This window comes from Nocardioides sp. Z21_20 (assembly GCF_059766585.1).
The window spans coordinates 102,964-118,465 of the sequence record NZ_JCBAJX010000007.1 but is presented as its reverse complement, the minus strand read 5'-3'; the positions used below and the strand labels follow the sequence as shown (position 1 = coordinate 118,465).

Genomic DNA, 15,502 nt, shown 5'->3' with positions numbered 1-15,502 from the left:
GCGCGTCAGCCGCCCAGCGCGGCCACCTGCTCCTCCAGCACCCGCAGCCGCTCCTCGTAGCGCGACGCGGCGCTGATCCGGGCACGCACCCGGGCGTGCTCGGCGCGGACGTCGGCCAGCACCTGCGCCACCTCGGCCGGCTCGGCGTCCCCGGTCAGCGGGGCGGGCGGCTGCGCCTGCAGCTGCGCGACCCGCTCCTCCAGCGCCGCCAGCTGAGGGGAGACCCGAGCCAGCTCGCGCTCCAGCTCCGCGATCCGCTCGTGCTGTCGGTTCAGGCGCTGGGTGACCTGGTCGGGTCCGCGCGTGGCCCGGCCGAGGCGTCGCCGTACCCGGGCGACGGCCCTCCTGGCCGCGCTGGCCTGATGCTGCTCCACGGTGTCTCCTCCTCCAAGCGGTGCGCCGGTCTCAGCGCAGGAACGTCACGGTCCGGTCGTCGACCCACGAGCGCATCAGCAGCGCCTCGCGGTCGATGCGGTGCTCGCGTCCCACCGGCGCCTCGTCGCCCCACTGGTGGCGCCACGAGGTCTGGTCGGGGTCGTCGAGGAACGAGAAGCCGGTGAGCACGATCTCGGCGTCGGCGAAGAGCGTCACCGCCAGGTAGGCGGCGGTCAGGCCGGTGGTCGGGGCCAGCCGCTGCGCGCGCCAGTCGTCGCCGAGCAGCTGGTTGAGCCGGGCGGCGACCTCCCGGTTCGGCAACGGCACCAGCCCCAGGTCGCTGGGCCAGGAGGCCGGCCACATCTCCGGGTTGCCGTACATCCGCATCGGCTCCGCGAGTAGGTAGAGGCGCTCGGGGTAGCGGTCGAAGAGGAACTTGGTGGCCAGGGTGATCCGGTTCCAGACCACCACGTCGACCCGGGCGCCCTGAGCGCGCGGCCCGCCGGGCCCGTCCATCACGAAGCTGTTCACCCGCAGCACCAGGTCGGCGGCGTCGATGGCGTCGGCGCGGGCCTCGTCGGGGCTCAGCGGCGCGTTCCCGACCACCGCGACCCGGCGCACCGGGCGGTGCCGGGCGTAGGCGAGCATCAGCTCCCGCAGGGTCTGCAGCGCCGGCTCGAGGGACGGCGAGGCCACCGCCGGGTCAGTCACGCGGCCCACCGCGACCGCCGCCGCGAGGGAGCCGGTCGCGCAGCTGCGCGGCCCGGTGCCGGACCCGCAGCCGGCGGCGCGCGGCCCGGGCGAGGCGGCGCGGCGCGGGCACGGCCAGCTCGGTCTCCAGCTCGGCGATGCGGACCTGCTGGCGCTCGGCGCGCTGGCGCAGGTCGCGCTGCTCGCCCTGGCGCAGCTCCAGCACGTCGGCCAGCGCCCGGGCGGCCACGTCGAGCACCTCCGCGGGCTCGGGCTGGGTGACCACGCCGAAGGACCCGTCGTCCGGGCGCAGGTCGGCCTCGTCGCCGACGACGTGCAGACCCGCCTCGCGGATCTGCACGATCCACTCCTCGGCGGTGGTCTCACACCACGGGCGCAGCTCGGTCGGCACCCGCAGCGGGGCGCCGTCCTGACGTTGCAGCACCCGCTGGGCCAGGTACTCCTTGGCCAGCGGCCCGTAGCCCTGGCGCGGGGAGGGCAGCCGGTCGCCGAGGGCGAGGTTGACCCGGCGCAGCAGGTCGGCCTGGGCGTGGCCCAGCGAGCGGTTGCTGGTGGCCTGCGCGACGCCCAGCCCGCGCGGGTCGACCCCGAGCACGGAGCAGAACCGGTCGAGCAGGCTGCTGGAGCCGGGGCCGCGCGAGTGCGGGGAGGTGACCAGGTGCAGGCGCTCGGGAGGCACCACCGCGCCCCAGTTCGCCAGCACCCGGCCGAGGTCCTGGTTGCGCCACAGGTCGGCGGCCGCGGGCGCCCGCGCCACCACGTCGTCGAGGAACTCGGCGTAGGTGTACGTCGCACGGGCCTGGATACGCTGCTGCCAGGCCGAGGGCAGCTGGCGGGCCAGGTCGCGGGCGGTGACGATCACGTGCACCTCGAAGTCGCGCAGCAGCGCGAGCAGCGGCGCCGCCTCCTCGGGCGTGGTCGGGGCCAGCGCCTCCTGCGAGATCAGCACCCGCTGCGCGCGGGTCTCGCCCGCCTGGGTGCCGAGGCGCTGCAGCACGGTGTGCGCCCGCGGGTCGTCGTACTCCTGGATCAGGCCACGCACGGCCAGCGCCAGGTGGAACTGGTCGACGCGGCGCGCGGGCAGCATCACGAGCCCCTGGTCGGCCAGCGCCTCCTGGTTCGACCACAGGACGTCCTGGAGGAACGACGTCCCGGTCTTGGGCAGTCCGACGTGCAGGTAGCAGCGGCGCACCGCGCCCGTCTCGTGCTCAGGCACGGGAGCCCCGCTGTGCTGTCGACCCGGAGACCATGGGCCGAACCCTACCGGCCGCCGCCGCGGCCCCGGTCACCTCCGCCTCAGAGCAGGCCCTCCTCGGCGAGGAAGTCCCGCGCGACGTCCTGGGGCTTCTCGCGGTCCACCGAGACCCGCACCAGCAGCTCGGCCATCGTGTCGTTGTCGAGGGCGCCCATCAGCTCGTTGAGCGGAGCCTCGATGTCCGGGTGCTCGGCGAGGAACTCGCTGCTGAGGAGCGGGACGAGGTTCTGCGCGGGCTGGATGCCCTTGTCGTCCTCGAGCATCACCAGCCCCTGGCTCTCCAGGGTGCCGTCGAGGGTGCCGGTCTGCCCCAGCTGGGACTCCCCGTCCAGCACCGACTTGTAGGTCTGTGGCGAGGCGAACCCCAGCGGCAGCACCTTGGTGACGTCGATGCCGTAGACGTCCTGGAGGCCGGCCGCACAGTCGGCCCGGTCCGCGCAGTCGGAGTTGGCGGCAAGCACCACGGACTGGCTCTGGAGGTCGGAGAGCCGGGTGACGTCGTTCTCCTCGCTGTACTCCTCGGTGACGAAGTAGGCGTTCTGCGAGGTGGCCGCGGAGGGTTCGAGCAGGGTGAGACCCTTCTCCTCGAGCAGCGGGGTGACGTTGTCGATCGTCTCCTGGGTGTCGGAGGTGGTCAGCGGTTCGGCGGTCTCGCCGTTGACGAGGGTGTTCAGGTGGTCGGTGATGCCCCCGACGTACTCGGGGGCCAGGTCGACCGCGGCGGGCATCTCCGTGACGTAGGCCGACCGCTGGTCCACGGCCTTGGTGGTGACGTCGTAGCCGGCGTCCTCGAGCAGCTCGGCGTACATCGCCGCGACCAGCGCCGCCTCGTCGAAGGCCTGGGTGCCGATCGTCACCGAGCCGGCATCGGCCGCCGGAGACGAGGACCCCTCGTCTCCGGCGAGCTCGTCGTCGGCGCAGCCGGCGGCGAGCACCAGCGTGCCGGCGGCCAGGAACGCGGTCAGCGTGCGTCGGATCGTCATGCGGTTACCACCTTCTGTGTACGGCGGCCGGGGGCCGCGCGCTGGACCAGGGACGAGGCGACCTCGAGGAGCAGGGCGACCACCGCGACCACGATCGCCCCGGCGACTGCCTGTCCATAGAGGTTACGGGCGAAGCCGTCGGTGATCACCCGACCGAGACCGGGCCCGGCGACCAGCGCGGCGATGGTGGCGGTGGCCCACAGCTGCACCAGCGCCATCCGCAGCCCGGCGCCGATCAGCGGCAGCGCGAGGGGCAGCTCGATGCGGACGAACAGCTGCACCCCGGTCATCCCCATCCCTCGCGCGGCCTCCACCACGTCCGCGGGCACCTCGCGCATCGCGACGTACGCCTGGGTGATCACCGGCGGCAGCGCGAAGAGCATCAGTGCCAGCAGGGTCGCCATCCCCGCGCGGCCGTACGGTCCCAGGGTCGCGGTCCCCGGCCAGTCCGCGGCCACCAGCAGGGCGAGCAGCGCGAAGGTCGGGACCGCGCGACCGACGTTGGAGATGTTGATCGCCAGCAGCCCGCCGCGGCCGAGGTGTCCGAGCCACAGCGCGAGGGGAAGGCCCACGGCCATCGCCATCAGCAGCGCGGTGAGCGTGACCAGCAGCTGCTGGACGAGCAGCTCCAGCATCCCCCCGTCGCCGCTCCAGTGCGACCACTCGAGCAGGTAGTCGGCCGCCCCGCGCAGCGTGCTCATCCGCGCACCCCGCGGGTCCACGGGGTGAGCAGCCGCTGCAGGGCGACGATGAGCAGGTCGAGGAGGACGGCGATCAGCACGCACAGCACGGCCGCGGTGAGCAGCTGGGCCCGGAAGTCGGTGGCCACCCCGCTGGCCAGCAGGTTGCCGAGCCCGCCGTAGGACACGACCGTGCCGACCGTGGTCAGCGCCACCGTCGAGACCGCGGCGACGCGCAGCCCGGCCATCATCACCGGCAGCGCCAGGGGCAGCTCGACGCGCAGCAGCCGCCGCGACGCGGAGTAGCCGAGCCCGGTGGCCGACTCCCGGACGTGGTCGGGCACGGAGGTCAGCCCGTCCAGGACCGCCCGGACGAGGATGGTGAGCGCGTACAGGGCAAGGCCGATCACCACGGTCGTCGCGCTGAGGCCGGTGAACGGCACCAGCAGCGGGAACAGCGCCAGCGACGGCACCGCGTAGATGCCCGACGCGGTCGCCAGCAGCGTGCCCTCCAGGCGCTGGCTGCGGCGGGCGAGCAGGGCGAGCGGCAGCGCGAGCAGCACGCCGAGGGCGAGGGCCGAGGCGGTGATCGTCAGGTGCTGGGTGGTGGCGTCGACGAGCTCGGGGCGCCGGTCGACCACGTAGTCCCAGCAGACCCAGTCGTTGACCAGCCGGCTGTAGCAGCTCGGCTCGTCTCCGGGCGCCGGCGCCGCCTGGGTCAGTAGGGTCACGCCATGGACGCTACCGAAGTCCCGATGATCCGGCTCTCGGGAGTGAGCAAGCGGTACGGCGATGGCCCCCCGGCCGTGCGCGAGCTCGACCTGGCCGTGGCCCGCGGTGAGCTGGTCTGCCTGGTCGGGCCGTCGGGGTGCGGCAAGTCCACCACGCTGAAGATGATCAACCGGCTGATCGAGCCGAGCACCGGCACCATCGAGATCGACGGCCACGACGTCACCCACCAGGACCCGGTCCGGCTGCGTCGCGGGATCGGCTACGTCATCCAGCAGGTCGGGCTGTTCCCGCACCAGCGGGTGATCGCGAACGTGATGACGGTGCCGCTGCTCTACGGGGAGTCCCGGGCCACCGCGCGAGCGCGCGCCACCGAGCTGCTCGAGCTCGTCGGCCTCGACCCGGCGACGTACGCCGAGCGCTATCCGCACCAGCTCTCGGGCGGTCAGCAGCAGCGCGTCGGCGTGGCCCGGGCGCTGGCCGCGAACCCGCCGGTGCTGCTGATGGACGAGCCGTTCGGCGCCGTCGACCCGGTCGTGCGCACCCGGCTGCAGGAGGAGTTCAAGAGCCTGCAGCGCGACCTGGGCAAGACGGTGGTGCTGGTGACCCACGACATCGACGAGGCGGTGCGGATGGGCGACCGGGTGGGGATCTTCGCGGCGGGCGGCCGGCTGGCGCAGCTCGCCACGCCCGCGGAGCTGCTGGCGCGCCCGGCCGACGACTTCGTGGCCGACTTCGTCGGCTCCACCCGGGGGCTGCGCCGGCTGAGCGTCACCCGGATCGACCCGCGCCACCTGGAGCCGCTCGAGGGCGTGCGCGCCGGCGACCTCGCCGCGGCCGTGGACGCCGACGCGACCCTGGAGGACGCGCTCGCACTGATGCTGCGCGACGACCGCGCCGTGGTGGGCGTCCGGCGGGGCACGCAGTTCATCGGGGTCCTCACGCCGGGCGGCATCCACCGGGCGCTGCGGGCCTCGCTACGCGCCCCCGCGGGGACACCCGACCGGCTCAGCTGACGGCGACGTCCTTGTGCCAGGACTCGGTGACGTAGCGCGTCTGCCAGCCCATCCCGGTGTAGAGCGAGTCCGCCCCGGTGGGCGAGTCGGCGTCGACCTCCAGGCCGACGCGGTCGTGCCCGCGCTCGGCGGCGTCGGCGATGATCGTCTTCAGCAGGCCCTTGGCGACGCCGCGGCCGCGGGCGTTGGCGAGCACGCCCAGGTAGTCGACGTAGGACCCGTTGGGGCCGTCGGCGGTCTCCGACAGGGTGCCGACCAGGGCGCCCGCCGGCTCGGGCCGGCCGCTCTCACCGTCCACGATCTCGGCGAGCCACCAGTGGTCCCAGCGGTGGCCGGGGTCCTCGCGCAGCCGGTGGACGAACTCGGCGAACGTCTCCTCCTGCGAGTTGAAGTGATCGGTGAAGGCACCCTCGAGCACCTCGTGCACCGCGCGCAGGTCGGACTCGTCGGGCATCCCGCTGCCCTCGCGCTCGACGCGGCGGAAGACCACGCCCTTGCGCTCCCAGCGGGCCGGGTCGGCCACCAGGGAGACCTCGTCGGCGCTGACCGGCCGGCTCATCTGCCACCAGGTCCGGACCCGGTCGAAGCCCGCGCTCTCCAGCCAGCGGTGCTGACGCTCGTCGTCGGCGAAGGCGCCGGTGTCGATCTGCTGTACGTCGAGCCCGCGGGCCGCGCCGACCGCACGGGCCTGGGCCTCGGCCCACGCGTAGAGCACCGCCGAGCACTGCTCGGCGGCCTCCTCGGGGATCCGGCGGTCGACCAGGTGGACGTAGAGCATCCGGCCGGCCGCCCGGTCGTGGACGCTGCCCCAGGCACGCGCCACCGCGTCGCTGTCGCGGATGACCACGTTGGCCCGGGTGCGCTCGCCGTGCTCGGAGATGTCGACGAGCACCGCGTCCTCGTCCGCGGAGGCCCACCCGCGGGCGGCCTCCTCGTGGGTGCGCAGCAGGTCGGTCAGCTGGGCGACGTCGCCGGGGTCCTCGGGGTCTGCGCCACCCACCGTCCAGCCGTGCGGGAGCGGGGGCCGCTCGGGCAGCACCACGTCGGGGTCGTTCTCGAATCTTGAGTCCTCGGGGATCACGACGTACCAGCATGCCCGAGGCCCCGGCGCACGAAACCGTCGGGGGGTGTGACCAACGCCCGGCGAGGCGTACGGCGCGCGGCGGCGTCGGCGGCGCGGGCGCGCAGCGCGCGGGGGGTCAGTCAGGCGCGGCGGCGGGCGGGCTCGGCGGCGGCGGCCATCCAGGCGTTCAGCTCGGCGCGCAGCGTGTCGATCTCGGCCTCGAGCTCGGCGACCCGGACGATGGCCTCCGCGGCGCGCTCCTGGGCGTCGTCGAGGTGCGAGGCGGTGGCGCGCTCGCGCTGCTCGGCGACGTCGGCACGACGAGCCTCGGCGTTCATCTTGCGGGTGACCGCGGCGGCCCGCTTCTGGGCCTGGGCGAGGACGACCTCGAGCTCGCCGATGGTGCTCTCGCGCTCGGCGATGCGCTTGGCCATGTCGTCGGCGAAGGCGGCGTTCTCGGCCGAGCGCTTCTCGCTCATCTCGCGGTAGGCCTGCGCCTGCTCAGCGCGGTCGCGCGCGGCCTCGATCCGGGTCTGGACCAGCTCGGCGTGGGTGATCTTGGTGGAGGCGGCACCCAGGGCGACGCCGGCGAAGGCCGCCAGCACCACCAGGAGCGAGGAACCGCTCGCGACGCTGCCCGCGACCAGCAGCGCAGCGACGGCCAGGAGGAGGACAGCGACCGTGAGGCGGGTGCTGCGCTGACGGCGACGCGACGAAGACGAGGGGGAGGCCATGAGAGCAGACTAGGCGGCGTCGTCGTCGGAGGGGACGCGACACGCGCGCTCGAGCAACAGAGACGTGATGGCGATCGCCACACCGGCGCCGGCAGCGACCAGCGAGCGCACCAACCGCTGGTCGGCCAGCTCCGCGGACGCGCCGACCCAGCTCAGCGCATAGCCGAGGTAGGCGCCCGCCACCAGCGCCCCGACCAGCGCGCAGGCGCGCGCGAGCACCAGCCGGTTGACGGCCTGCTGGGCGTCGAGCCGCTCGCGGCGCACCTGCACCGCACGCCAGGTCAACCAGGCGGTGGCGCCCAGGATGGCCGCGACCAGCAGCAGGGCGAGCACCTGGATCCAGGTGACCAGCGGAGCCGTGCCCCCGGTCCCCTCGACCAGTCGGCGCAGCAGCCAGCCGCCGACCAGGGCGACCAGGCCACAGCCGAGCAGCACCCGCCGCGACGTGGGCTGCAGCCGGCCCTCCGGGGGCGGGGAGCTCACCGGCGGATCCTGGGCGCCCGCTCGCTCACTGGAAGGAGAGCACGAGGTCCTCGCGCAGCTTCAGGCCGCCGCGGTCCACGCGCTGGAGCAGCTCGGCGACCGGGCCGTGGTCGGGCAGGACGGCGTCGGACTCCACGTCGAACCAGGGCTGCAGCACGAACGCGCGCTCGGCGGCCCGCGGGTGCGGCAGCCGCAGCCACTCCTCGTCGCTGCGCCGGTCGCCGACGACGATCAGGTCGACGTCCAGCGTGCGGGGCGCGTTCTGCACCTCGCCGCGCTCGCGGTGGAACGCGTCCTCGATGGCGAGCGCTCGGTCGAGCAGCCGGGCCGCCGAGAGGGTGCTGTCGAAGAGCACCACGGCGTTGAGGTAGGGCCGCGCCTCGGGCGGCGAGTCGACCGGGGCGGTCTCGTAGACCGGCGACACGGAGGTCACCCACACCTCGGGGGTGTCGGCCAGCGCCTCCACGGCTCCTTGCAGGCTCGCCATCCGCTCGCCGAGATTGGACCCCAGGGCGACGACGCAGCGGCGGATCGGGTGCATCTCGCCGGTCAGCGTGTCGGTGTCGACGATGTGCGGGTTGGGAGTCTCAGTCACGGTCGGCCCTTCGGGTGATGGTCAGCGCGACGTCCGAGAACGTCGCGGCGATGGGTGCATCTGGCTTGTGGACCGTCACGCGGGCCCAGTCAACACGGTCTGCGGTGAGGCAGACGTCCGCAATGCGTTGGGCCAGCGTCTCGATGAGATCCACCGGATCGGTCTCCACGGCGGTCTTCACCGCGGCCACGAGACTTCCGTAGTCCACAGTGTCATGCAAGTCGTCTGAGGCCGCCGCCGGGCCGGTGTCGAGGCCGAGCGTGAGGTCCACGACGAAGATCTGGCCCTCGCGGCGCTCGAAGTCGAAGACCCCGTGGTGCCCGAAGCACTCGATGCCGCGGACGGTGAGCTCGTCCGCGGGGGCGGGGGCGGGGGGGTGCTGGGTCATCTGTCTCCCTCGTTCGCTGGGGTGCTCAGGGCGGCGACGACGCGCAGGGCGTCTCGGCTGGCTCTCACGTCGTGCACCCGCACCGCCCACACGCCGTGCGAGGCGAGCAGCGTGGTCAGTGCGGTCACCGCGGCCTCGCGCTCGAGCACCGGACGCGGTCGGCCGCCCTCGTCGGCGAGCAGCGCCCCCAGGAAGGCCTTGCGGCTGGCGCCGACCAGCAGCGGGAAGCCGAGCGCGTCCAGCTGAGCCAGGCCGCGCAGCAGCTCCCAGTTCTGCTCGCCGGTCTTGGCGAAGCCCAGTCCCGGGTCGAGCACCACCTGCTCGTCGCGCACGCCGGCCGCGCGGATCGCGGCCACCCGCTCGGCGAGCTCGTCGCGGACCCCGCCGACGACGCCGCCTGGGCCGTCGTAGGAGGTGAACTGCTGCATCCGGGTGCTGTGCGCGCGCCAGTGCATGGCGACGTACGTCGCGCCGCTGTCGGCCACGACGCCCAGGATGCGGGGGTCGGCGAGCCCGCCGGAGACGTCGTTGACGATCCGGGCGCCCGCGCCGAGCGCGGCCTCGGCCACCTCGCTGCGCATGGTGTCGACCGAGAGCACGGCCCCCTCCGCGGACAGCGCCCTGATCACCGGCACCACCCGGTCCAGCTCCTCGGCGAGCAGCGGCCGGGTGGCTCCGGGGCGGGTGGACTCCCCGCCGATGTCGAGGATGTCGGCGCCGTCGGCGAGTAGACGCCGGCCGTGCGCGGTCGCCGCGTCGGCGTCGGCCCAGCGGCCTCCGTCGGAGAAGGAGTCGGGCGTGACGTTGACGATGCCCATCACCCGGGTGCGCCCGACCTCAGGCAGCCCCGGGGACGGCTGTGCGGCCATCAACGGCGACTGTTGATCAGCGCCATCGCCTCGGAGCGGGTCGCGGCGCTGTGCATGATGCCGCGGACCGCCGAGGTGATCGTGCGCGCACCGGCCTTGCGTACCCCGCGCATGGTCATGCACAGGTGCTCGGCCTCGATCACCACGATCACCCCACGCGCCTCCAGGATCTCCATCAGCGCGTCGGCCACCTGCGTGGTCAGCCGCTCCTGGACCTGGGGACGCTTGGCGTAGACGTCGACGAGCCGGGCGAGCTTGGACAGCCCGGTGATCTTGCCGCTCTCGGCCGGGATGTAGCCGACGTGGGCGACCCCGGTGAACGGCACGAGGTGGTGCTCGCACATCGACCACAGCTCGATGTCGCGCACCAGCACCATCTCGTCGTGGCCGATGTCGAACGTCGTGGTGAGGACGTCCTCGGGCTCGATGCGCAGTCCGGCGGTCAGCTCCTCGTAGGCCCGGGCCACCCGCGCCGGGGTCTCGCGCAGGCCCTCGCGCTCGGGGTCCTCCCCCAGCGCGTACAGCAGCTCGCGCACCGCCGCCTCGGCACGCGCGTGGTCGAACGCGGGGACGTCAGCGCAGGGGCGCCCCACCAGGCCGATCGGGTCGGTCATCGCGGGGGCAGCTCCTGGCCCGGGGCGTCGGGGCCGAGGCCCGGGTCGCCGTGCACGTCGCCACCGCTGCCGGGAGGCGTGATGACCACGCCGCCCTCGCGCTTCTTCTCGAGCTCGATGCCGTTGGCGGCGACCCGGTCCCGGATCGACTGCGGGATGTCGATCGGCGGGATCTGCGAGGGGTTGCGGTTGGGCGACCCGGTCCAGGCCGGCCGTGCCGAACGGCGCCGCAGCGGCTCGAAGATCTCCGCGACCTCCGCCTTGTCGAGCGTCTCGCGATCCATCAGCGCGAGCACCAGCGAGTCCAGGACGTCGCGGTTCTCCTCGAGGATGTCGAAGGCCTCCTGGTGCGCGGTGGCCAGCAGCCGCTTCGTCTCGTCGTCGACGATCGCGGCGACGTCCTCGGAGTAGTTGCGCTGGTGGCCCATGTCGCGTCCCAGGAAGGGCTCGCCCTGGGTCTCGCCGAGCTTGATCGCGCCGAGCCGCTCGGTCATCCCGTACTGGGTGACCATCGCCCGGGCCAGGTTCGTGGCCTTCTCGATGTCGTTGCCGGCACCGGTGGTGGGGTCGTGGAAGACCATCTCCTCGGCCGCGCGCCCGCCCAGCATGTAGGCCAGCTTGTCCAGCATCTCCGACCGGGTCTGGGAGTACTTGTCCTCGTCGGGCAGCACCATCGTGTAGCCCAGCGCCCGTCCGCGCGGCAGGATCGTGATCTTGTGGACCGGGTCGGTGCCCGGCAGCGCCGCCGCCACCAGCGCGTGGCCGCCCTCGTGGTAGGCGGTGATGAGCTTCTCCTTCTCGCTCATCAGCCGCGAGCTGCGCTGCGGGCCGGCGATCACCCGGTCGATGGCCTCGTCGAGGGAGTGGTTGGTGATCTGCTTCTGGTTCTGCCGAGCCGTCAGCAGCGCCGCCTCGTTGAGGACGTTGGCGAGGTCGGCACCGGTGAAGCCGGGGGTACGTCGTGCGATCGAGCGCAGGTCGATGTCCTCGGACATCGGCTTGCCCCGCGAGTGGACGCGCAGGATCATCTCGCGACCGGCGAGGTCGGGGGCGTCGACGCCGATCTGGCGGTCGAAGCGGCCCGGGCGCAGCAGCGCCGGGTCGAGCACGTCGGGGCGGTTGGTCGCGGCGATCAGGATCACACCGCCGCGCACGTCGAAGCCGTCCATCTCGACCAGCAGCTGGTTGAGGGTCTGCTCGCGCTCGTCGTGGCCGCCGCCCATGCCGGCGCCGCGGTGCCGGCCGACGGCGTCGATCTCGTCGATGAAGACGATCGCCGGGGCGTTCTCCTTGGCCTGCTCGAACAGGTCGCGGACCCGGGAGGCGCCCACGCCGACGAACATCTCGACGAAGTCGGAGCCGGAGATCGAGTAGAACGGCACGCCGGCCTCACCGGCGACGGCGCGGGCGAGCAGCGTCTTGCCGGTTCCGGGCGGGCCGTAGAGGAGCACGCCCTTGGGGATCTTGGCGCCGACGGCCTGGAACTTCGCCGGCTCCTGGAGGAACTCCTTGATCTCGCCGAGCTCCTCGATCGCCTCGTCGCAGCCGGCGACGTCGGAGAACGTGGTCTTGGGCATGTCCTTGGAGATCAGCTTCGCCTTGGACTTGGCGAACTGCATCACGCCGCGGCCGCCGCCACCCTGCACCTGGTTCATCAGGAACAGGAAGATCACGATGATGATCAGGAACGGAAGGAACGTCGCGAGGATCGACCCGAGCACGCTGGGCTGCGGGTTCTCGGAGTTCGACTTCTCGATCGTGCCGTCGGCGACCTGCTGGTCGACGGCGTCGATGATGCCTTCCTGCTGGCCTTGGATGTAGTAGGCCTTGACGTCCTTGCCGCCGTCGCGGTCGACGTCGTCGTCGAGGGTGGCCTTGATCTCCTGGTCACCGTCGACGAACGTGATCTCCTTGACGTCGCCGTCGGCGATGTACTCCTCCATCTGCGAGGTGGAGATCTCGTCGTACCCCCCTCCGGGGGCAAGGAACTGCAGGGCCAGGAGGACGCCGGCGACGGCGACTACGACCCACAGCCAGGGACCTTTGAATATGCGCTTCACGGGCTTCTCTCGCCAAATTCCGCACGGTGCCGCGCCGGGTCGACGGGGCACGCTCGTCTGAGGTAATGACGTTACACGTCAGAGCCAATCCAGATGGCGCGGGGCACGGGCGAATCAGCGGACCCTCGGAGACCTCTCAGCCTCACCTCAGACGCGCGCACCCGGTGGGGACGCCGTGCAGGCTCAGGAGTAGACGTGAGGCGCCAGGGTCCCGATGCAGCGCAGGTTGCGGTAGAGCTCCTTGTAGTCGAGGCCGTAGCCGACCACGAACTCGTTGGGGATGTCCCAGCCGACGTACTTGACCTCCACCGGCATGCTCTGCGCCTCCGGCTTGCGCAGCAGCGTGGCGATCTCGATGCTCGCGGGGTTGCGGCTGGAGAGGTTCGAGACCAGCCAGCTCAACGTCAGGCCGGTGTCGATGATCTCGTCGACGACCAGCACGTGCCGTCCGGAGATGTCGGTGTCGAGGTCCTTGAGGATGCGCACGACGCCGCTGGACTTGGTGCCCGAGCCGTAGGACGACACCGCCATCCAGTCCATCTCGACGTGACGGCCCAGCGAGCGCGACAGGTCGGCCATCACCATCACCGCGCCGCGCAGCACCCCGACCAGCAGCAGGTCCTGACCGGCGTAGTCCGCCTCGATCCGGGCCGCCATCTCCTTCAGCTTGTCCTGGATCTCCTCCTCGGTGAAGAGGATGTTGACCAGGTCGTTCTCCACGTGGGCAGCGTCCATGGGAGGAAAGCGTAGGCGGTCGCCGGCTCCGGTCGCCGTTGGGGACCAATCGGCGACGAAAACGCCCCGGAGACCGCCGTCTCTGCCCAATCGGCGCCCTCCCCCAGCCGCGCGCCCTCAGCCGCGGGCGCCCTCGAAGACCAGCGCGCCGTCGCGACGTACGACGCGCAGGTGGCCGGGCAGGTCGATCCAACGCTGCCCGCGCCAGCTGGTGAGCAGTGCGTCGACGGCCAGCACGTGGTCGTGGAACAGCTCGCTGGCGGGGCTTCCGGCGGCCAGGGCGGCCAACCGGATCGCGCGGCGGCGCAGCGGGGCGGGCTCCGCGGTCAGGGTGGCGACGTCGAGCGCTCCCCCGGCCCGTACGGCGCGGCGCAGGGCAGCGTCGGCGAGGTCGTCGAGCAGCTCCATGTCGCCGCGCAGCTGGTCGGCGGTACGGGCCAGCGTGACCGCCACTCCGGGCCCGAGCTCGGCCTCCAGCATCGGCAGGACCACCTGGCGCACCCGCACCCGGGTGAAGCGCGGGTCCGCGTTGTGGGGGTCCTCCCAGGCCGGCAGGCCCTCGGCCGCGCAGGCGGCGCGGGTGTCGGCGCGCGAGACGTCGAGCAGCGGGCGCAGGTAGCGGCCGAACCCGCGCCGCATCCCGGCGATCGAGCGCCCGCCGGAGCCGCGGGCGAGGCCGAGCAGCACCGTCTCGGCCTGGTCGTCGCGGGTGTGGCCCAGCAGCACCGTCTCCGCTTCCAGCCGCTGGGCGAGCTCGTCGAGCGCCGCGTAGCGCGCCTCGCGGGCAGCCGCCTCGGGTCCCATCCCCGCCGCGTCCACGCGCACGGTGATCACGGCGGTCTCGTCGACGCCGAGCCCGGCCATCACGCCGGCCAGCGCCTGTGCCCGCTGCGCCGAGCCTTCCTGGAGCCCGTGGTCGACGGTCGCGCCCACCACCCGCCAGCCGGCCGAACGCCGTTCGAAGACGGTCGCGCTCAGCAGGGCCAGGGAGTCGGCGCCACCGGAGCAGGCGACCACGACGGTCCGCCCGGGGCCGACGTCGGCCAGCGTGCGTCGTACAGCGAGGCGGACCGCGGCGACGGCGGGATGCAGCGCCACCCGGGCGTCAGCCCAGGACCCGGGCCACCCAGGCACCCGGGTCGGCGATCTCCGCCTTGGAGGGCAGGTTCTCCGGGGCCGCCCAGACCGCGTTGAACTCGGCCATCCCGACCTTGTCCACCACCCCGTGCACGAACTTCGCGCCGTCGCGGTACTGCGCCATCTTCGCGTCGATGCCGAGCAGGCGGCGCAGGAGCTTGTCGAGGACCCCGACGCCCTGGCGGCGACGGTTGAAGCTGCGGCGGATCTGCGCCACGGTCGGGATGACCTGCGGCCCCACCCCGTCCATCACCACGTCGGCGTGGCCCTCGAGCAGCGACATCACCCCGGTCACCCGGTCCAGCACCTCCTGCTGCTCGGGGGTGCCGACCATGTCGATGAGGCTGCCGCCGCCGCGCACGCCGCGCACCGCGGCGGCCAGCCGATCGACGAGGTCCTCCCCCTGCTCGGGCTCCAGGGTGTCCACCAGCGTCTGCATCTGCGCGAACAGGTGCTCGCGCATCCAGGGCACCGCGGTGAACTGCACCCGGTGGGTCTCCTCGTGCAGGCACACCCAGAGCCGGAAGTCGTGCGGGTCGGCGCCGATCTCGCGCTCCACGTGGACGACGTTGGGGGCCACCAGCAGCAGCCGTCCCGAGGGGTCGAAGAACGGGTCGAACTGGCCCAGCACCTTGGTGCCCAGGAAGCCGAGCAGCAGCCCGACCTCGGTCCCGGTGACCCGCGAGCCGACGGCCCGCGACAGCGCCCCGGGCCCTCCCTTCTTCTGGGTCATCCGCTCGACGATGGGGTCCAGCACGGTGGCGAAGCCGTCCGCGTTGGCCTGCACCCAGCCGGCCCGGTCGACGACCAGCACCGGGGCGGTGGCCTCGGCCGCGACCAGCCCGGTGAAGTCACGCACCAGCCCGGTCGAGCGCTCGGCGCCCGCACGCAGCTCGGCGACGGCGGCGACGGCCTCGCCGCGCGCCACCGTCGGGCCCTGCCCGGCCACCCGCGAGCCCAGCGAGACCGCGAGGTCCCAGTCGATCATCTTCGCGCTCATGGCCCGACCCTACGTGGACTCTGGGAGCCCGCGGGGCCATCCGGCCCCGACGCCCGCCCGCGCCGCGCGGGCGCC

Annotated in this window: 18 protein-coding genes; 1 reads left to right on the top strand and 17 read right to left on the bottom strand. The window is 73.2% G+C overall.

Annotated elements, in window-relative coordinates; all coding sequences use genetic code 11:
* Window positions 1-5: 5 nt before the first annotated feature.
* The 6 genes from AC6EH9_RS12975 to AC6EH9_RS12950 all read right to left on the bottom strand — a co-directional run bounded on the left by AC6EH9_RS12975 (window position 6) and on the right by AC6EH9_RS12950 (window position 4,735).
* Window positions 6-374, bottom strand: coding sequence for a hypothetical protein (locus AC6EH9_RS12975; RefSeq protein ID WP_498423687.1), 369 nt, complete (start codon window positions 372-374; stop codon window positions 6-8).
* A 31-nt stretch (window positions 375-405) separates the two neighbouring features.
* Window positions 406-1,086 (bottom strand): hypothetical protein, encoded by a 681-nt coding sequence (locus tag AC6EH9_RS12970; RefSeq protein WP_498423685.1) that lies wholly within the window; start codon window positions 1,084-1,086, stop codon window positions 406-408.
* Window positions 1,079-2,302 carry a hypothetical protein gene (locus tag AC6EH9_RS12965; RefSeq protein WP_498423683.1) on the bottom strand — a complete coding sequence of 408 codons (1,224 nt, stop codon included), beginning with the start codon at window positions 2,300-2,302 and terminating at the stop codon, window positions 1,079-1,081. Before AC6EH9_RS12965 ends, AC6EH9_RS12970 begins: the two co-directional genes overlap by 8 nt.
* A gap of 80 nt (window positions 2,303-2,382) precedes the next feature.
* Window positions 2,383-3,324 carry an ABC transporter substrate-binding protein gene (locus AC6EH9_RS12960; RefSeq protein ID WP_498423682.1) on the bottom strand — a complete coding sequence of 314 codons (942 nt, stop codon included), beginning with the start codon at window positions 3,322-3,324 and terminating at the stop codon, window positions 2,383-2,385.
* Entirely contained in the window at window positions 3,321-4,025 is a 705-nt protein-coding gene (locus tag AC6EH9_RS12955; RefSeq protein WP_498423680.1) for an ABC transporter permease, read from the bottom strand. The genes AC6EH9_RS12960 and AC6EH9_RS12955 overlap by 4 nt, the downstream gene beginning before the upstream one ends.
* Window positions 4,022-4,735, bottom strand: a complete 714-nt coding sequence (locus tag AC6EH9_RS12950; RefSeq protein WP_498423679.1) for an ABC transporter permease — start codon at window positions 4,733-4,735, stop codon at window positions 4,022-4,024. The genes AC6EH9_RS12955 and AC6EH9_RS12950 overlap by 4 nt, the downstream gene beginning before the upstream one ends.
* A gap of 3 nt (window positions 4,736-4,738) precedes the next feature.
* On the opposite strand from AC6EH9_RS12950, the gene AC6EH9_RS12945 reads away from it, so the two are divergent.
* On the top strand, window positions 4,739-5,749 hold the full coding sequence (locus AC6EH9_RS12945; protein ID WP_498423677.1) for an ABC transporter ATP-binding protein: 1,011 nt from the start codon (window positions 4,739-4,741) through the stop codon (window positions 5,747-5,749).
* Here AC6EH9_RS12945 and AC6EH9_RS12940 read toward each other — a convergent pair.
* The 11 genes from AC6EH9_RS12940 to AC6EH9_RS12890 form a co-directional block, all read right to left on the bottom strand.
* The gene (locus AC6EH9_RS12940; RefSeq protein WP_498423675.1) at window positions 5,742-6,830 is read right to left on the bottom strand and encodes a GNAT family N-acetyltransferase; all 1,089 of its coding nucleotides are present in this window, start codon (window positions 6,828-6,830) and stop codon (window positions 5,742-5,744) included. The two genes, AC6EH9_RS12945 and AC6EH9_RS12940, sit on opposite strands and share 8 nt — an antisense overlap.
* 122 nt (window positions 6,831-6,952) lie before the next feature.
* A complete protein-coding gene (locus tag AC6EH9_RS12935) occupies window positions 6,953-7,546 on the bottom strand; it encodes a hypothetical protein (protein WP_498423673.1) in 594 nt (197 codons plus the stop codon).
* Between the two features lie 9 nt (window positions 7,547-7,555).
* A complete protein-coding gene (locus AC6EH9_RS12930; RefSeq protein ID WP_498423672.1) occupies window positions 7,556-8,029 on the bottom strand; it encodes a DUF3180 domain-containing protein in 474 nt (157 codons plus the stop codon).
* A gap of 25 nt (window positions 8,030-8,054) precedes the next feature.
* Complete coding sequence (gene folK, locus AC6EH9_RS12925; protein WP_498423670.1) at window positions 8,055-8,624, bottom strand: 2-amino-4-hydroxy-6-hydroxymethyldihydropteridine diphosphokinase; 570 nt, start codon at window positions 8,622-8,624, stop codon at window positions 8,055-8,057.
* Window positions 8,617-9,012 (bottom strand): dihydroneopterin aldolase, encoded by a 396-nt coding sequence (gene folB, locus AC6EH9_RS12920; RefSeq protein ID WP_498423669.1) that lies wholly within the window; start codon window positions 9,010-9,012, stop codon window positions 8,617-8,619. Before folB ends, folK begins: the two co-directional genes overlap by 8 nt.
* The gene (gene folP / locus AC6EH9_RS12915; RefSeq protein WP_498423668.1) at window positions 9,009-9,881 is read right to left on the bottom strand and encodes a dihydropteroate synthase; all 873 of its coding nucleotides are present in this window, start codon (window positions 9,879-9,881) and stop codon (window positions 9,009-9,011) included. Before folP ends, folB begins: the two co-directional genes overlap by 4 nt.
* Window positions 9,881-10,495, bottom strand: coding sequence for a GTP cyclohydrolase I FolE (gene folE / locus AC6EH9_RS12910; protein ID WP_498423667.1), 615 nt, complete (start codon window positions 10,493-10,495; stop codon window positions 9,881-9,883). The genes folP and folE overlap by 1 nt, the downstream gene beginning before the upstream one ends.
* On the bottom strand, window positions 10,492-12,555 hold the full coding sequence (gene ftsH / locus AC6EH9_RS12905; RefSeq protein ID WP_498423666.1) for an ATP-dependent zinc metalloprotease FtsH: 2,064 nt from the start codon (window positions 12,553-12,555) through the stop codon (window positions 10,492-10,494). The genes folE and ftsH overlap by 4 nt, the downstream gene beginning before the upstream one ends.
* Window positions 12,556-12,738: 183 nt before the next feature.
* A complete protein-coding gene (gene hpt, locus AC6EH9_RS12900) occupies window positions 12,739-13,290 on the bottom strand; it encodes a hypoxanthine phosphoribosyltransferase (protein ID WP_498423664.1) in 552 nt (183 codons plus the stop codon).
* A gap of 117 nt (window positions 13,291-13,407) precedes the next feature.
* Entirely contained in the window at window positions 13,408-14,388 is a 981-nt protein-coding gene (tilS, locus tag AC6EH9_RS12895) for a tRNA lysidine(34) synthetase TilS (RefSeq protein ID WP_498423663.1), read from the bottom strand.
* A gap of 7 nt (window positions 14,389-14,395) precedes the next feature.
* Window positions 14,396-15,427: a zinc-dependent metalloprotease gene (locus AC6EH9_RS12890; protein ID WP_498423661.1), complete on the bottom strand. Its 1,032-nt coding sequence runs from the start codon at window positions 15,425-15,427 to the stop codon at window positions 14,396-14,398.
* Window positions 15,428-15,502 lie beyond the last annotated feature (75 nt).

Coding starts and splice junctions, on each gene's coding strand:
- AC6EH9_RS12960 (WP_498423682.1), bottom strand. CDS start 3,324: ATGACGATCCGACGCACGCTGACCGCGTTCCTGGCCGCCGGCACGCTG.
- AC6EH9_RS12955 (WP_498423680.1), bottom strand. CDS start 4,025: ATGAGCACGCTGCGCGGGGCGGCCGACTACCTGCTCGAGTGGTCGCAC.
- AC6EH9_RS12945 (WP_498423677.1), top strand. CDS start 4,739: ATGGACGCTACCGAAGTCCCGATGATCCGGCTCTCGGGAGTGAGCAAG.
- AC6EH9_RS12935 (WP_498423673.1), bottom strand. CDS start 7,546: ATGGCCTCCCCCTCGTCTTCGTCGCGTCGCCGTCAGCGCAGCACCCGC.
- folB (WP_498423669.1), bottom strand. CDS start 9,012: ATGACCCAGCACCCCCCCGCCCCCGCCCCCGCGGACGAGCTCACCGTC.
- folP (WP_498423668.1), bottom strand. CDS start 9,881: ATGGCCGCACAGCCGTCCCCGGGGCTGCCTGAGGTCGGGCGCACCCGG.
- folE (WP_498423667.1), bottom strand. CDS start 10,495: ATGACCGACCCGATCGGCCTGGTGGGGCGCCCCTGCGCTGACGTCCCC.
- hpt (WP_498423664.1), bottom strand. CDS start 13,290: ATGGACGCTGCCCACGTGGAGAACGACCTGGTCAACATCCTCTTCACC.
- AC6EH9_RS12890 (WP_498423661.1), bottom strand. CDS start 15,427: ATGAGCGCGAAGATGATCGACTGGGACCTCGCGGTCTCGCTGGGCTCG.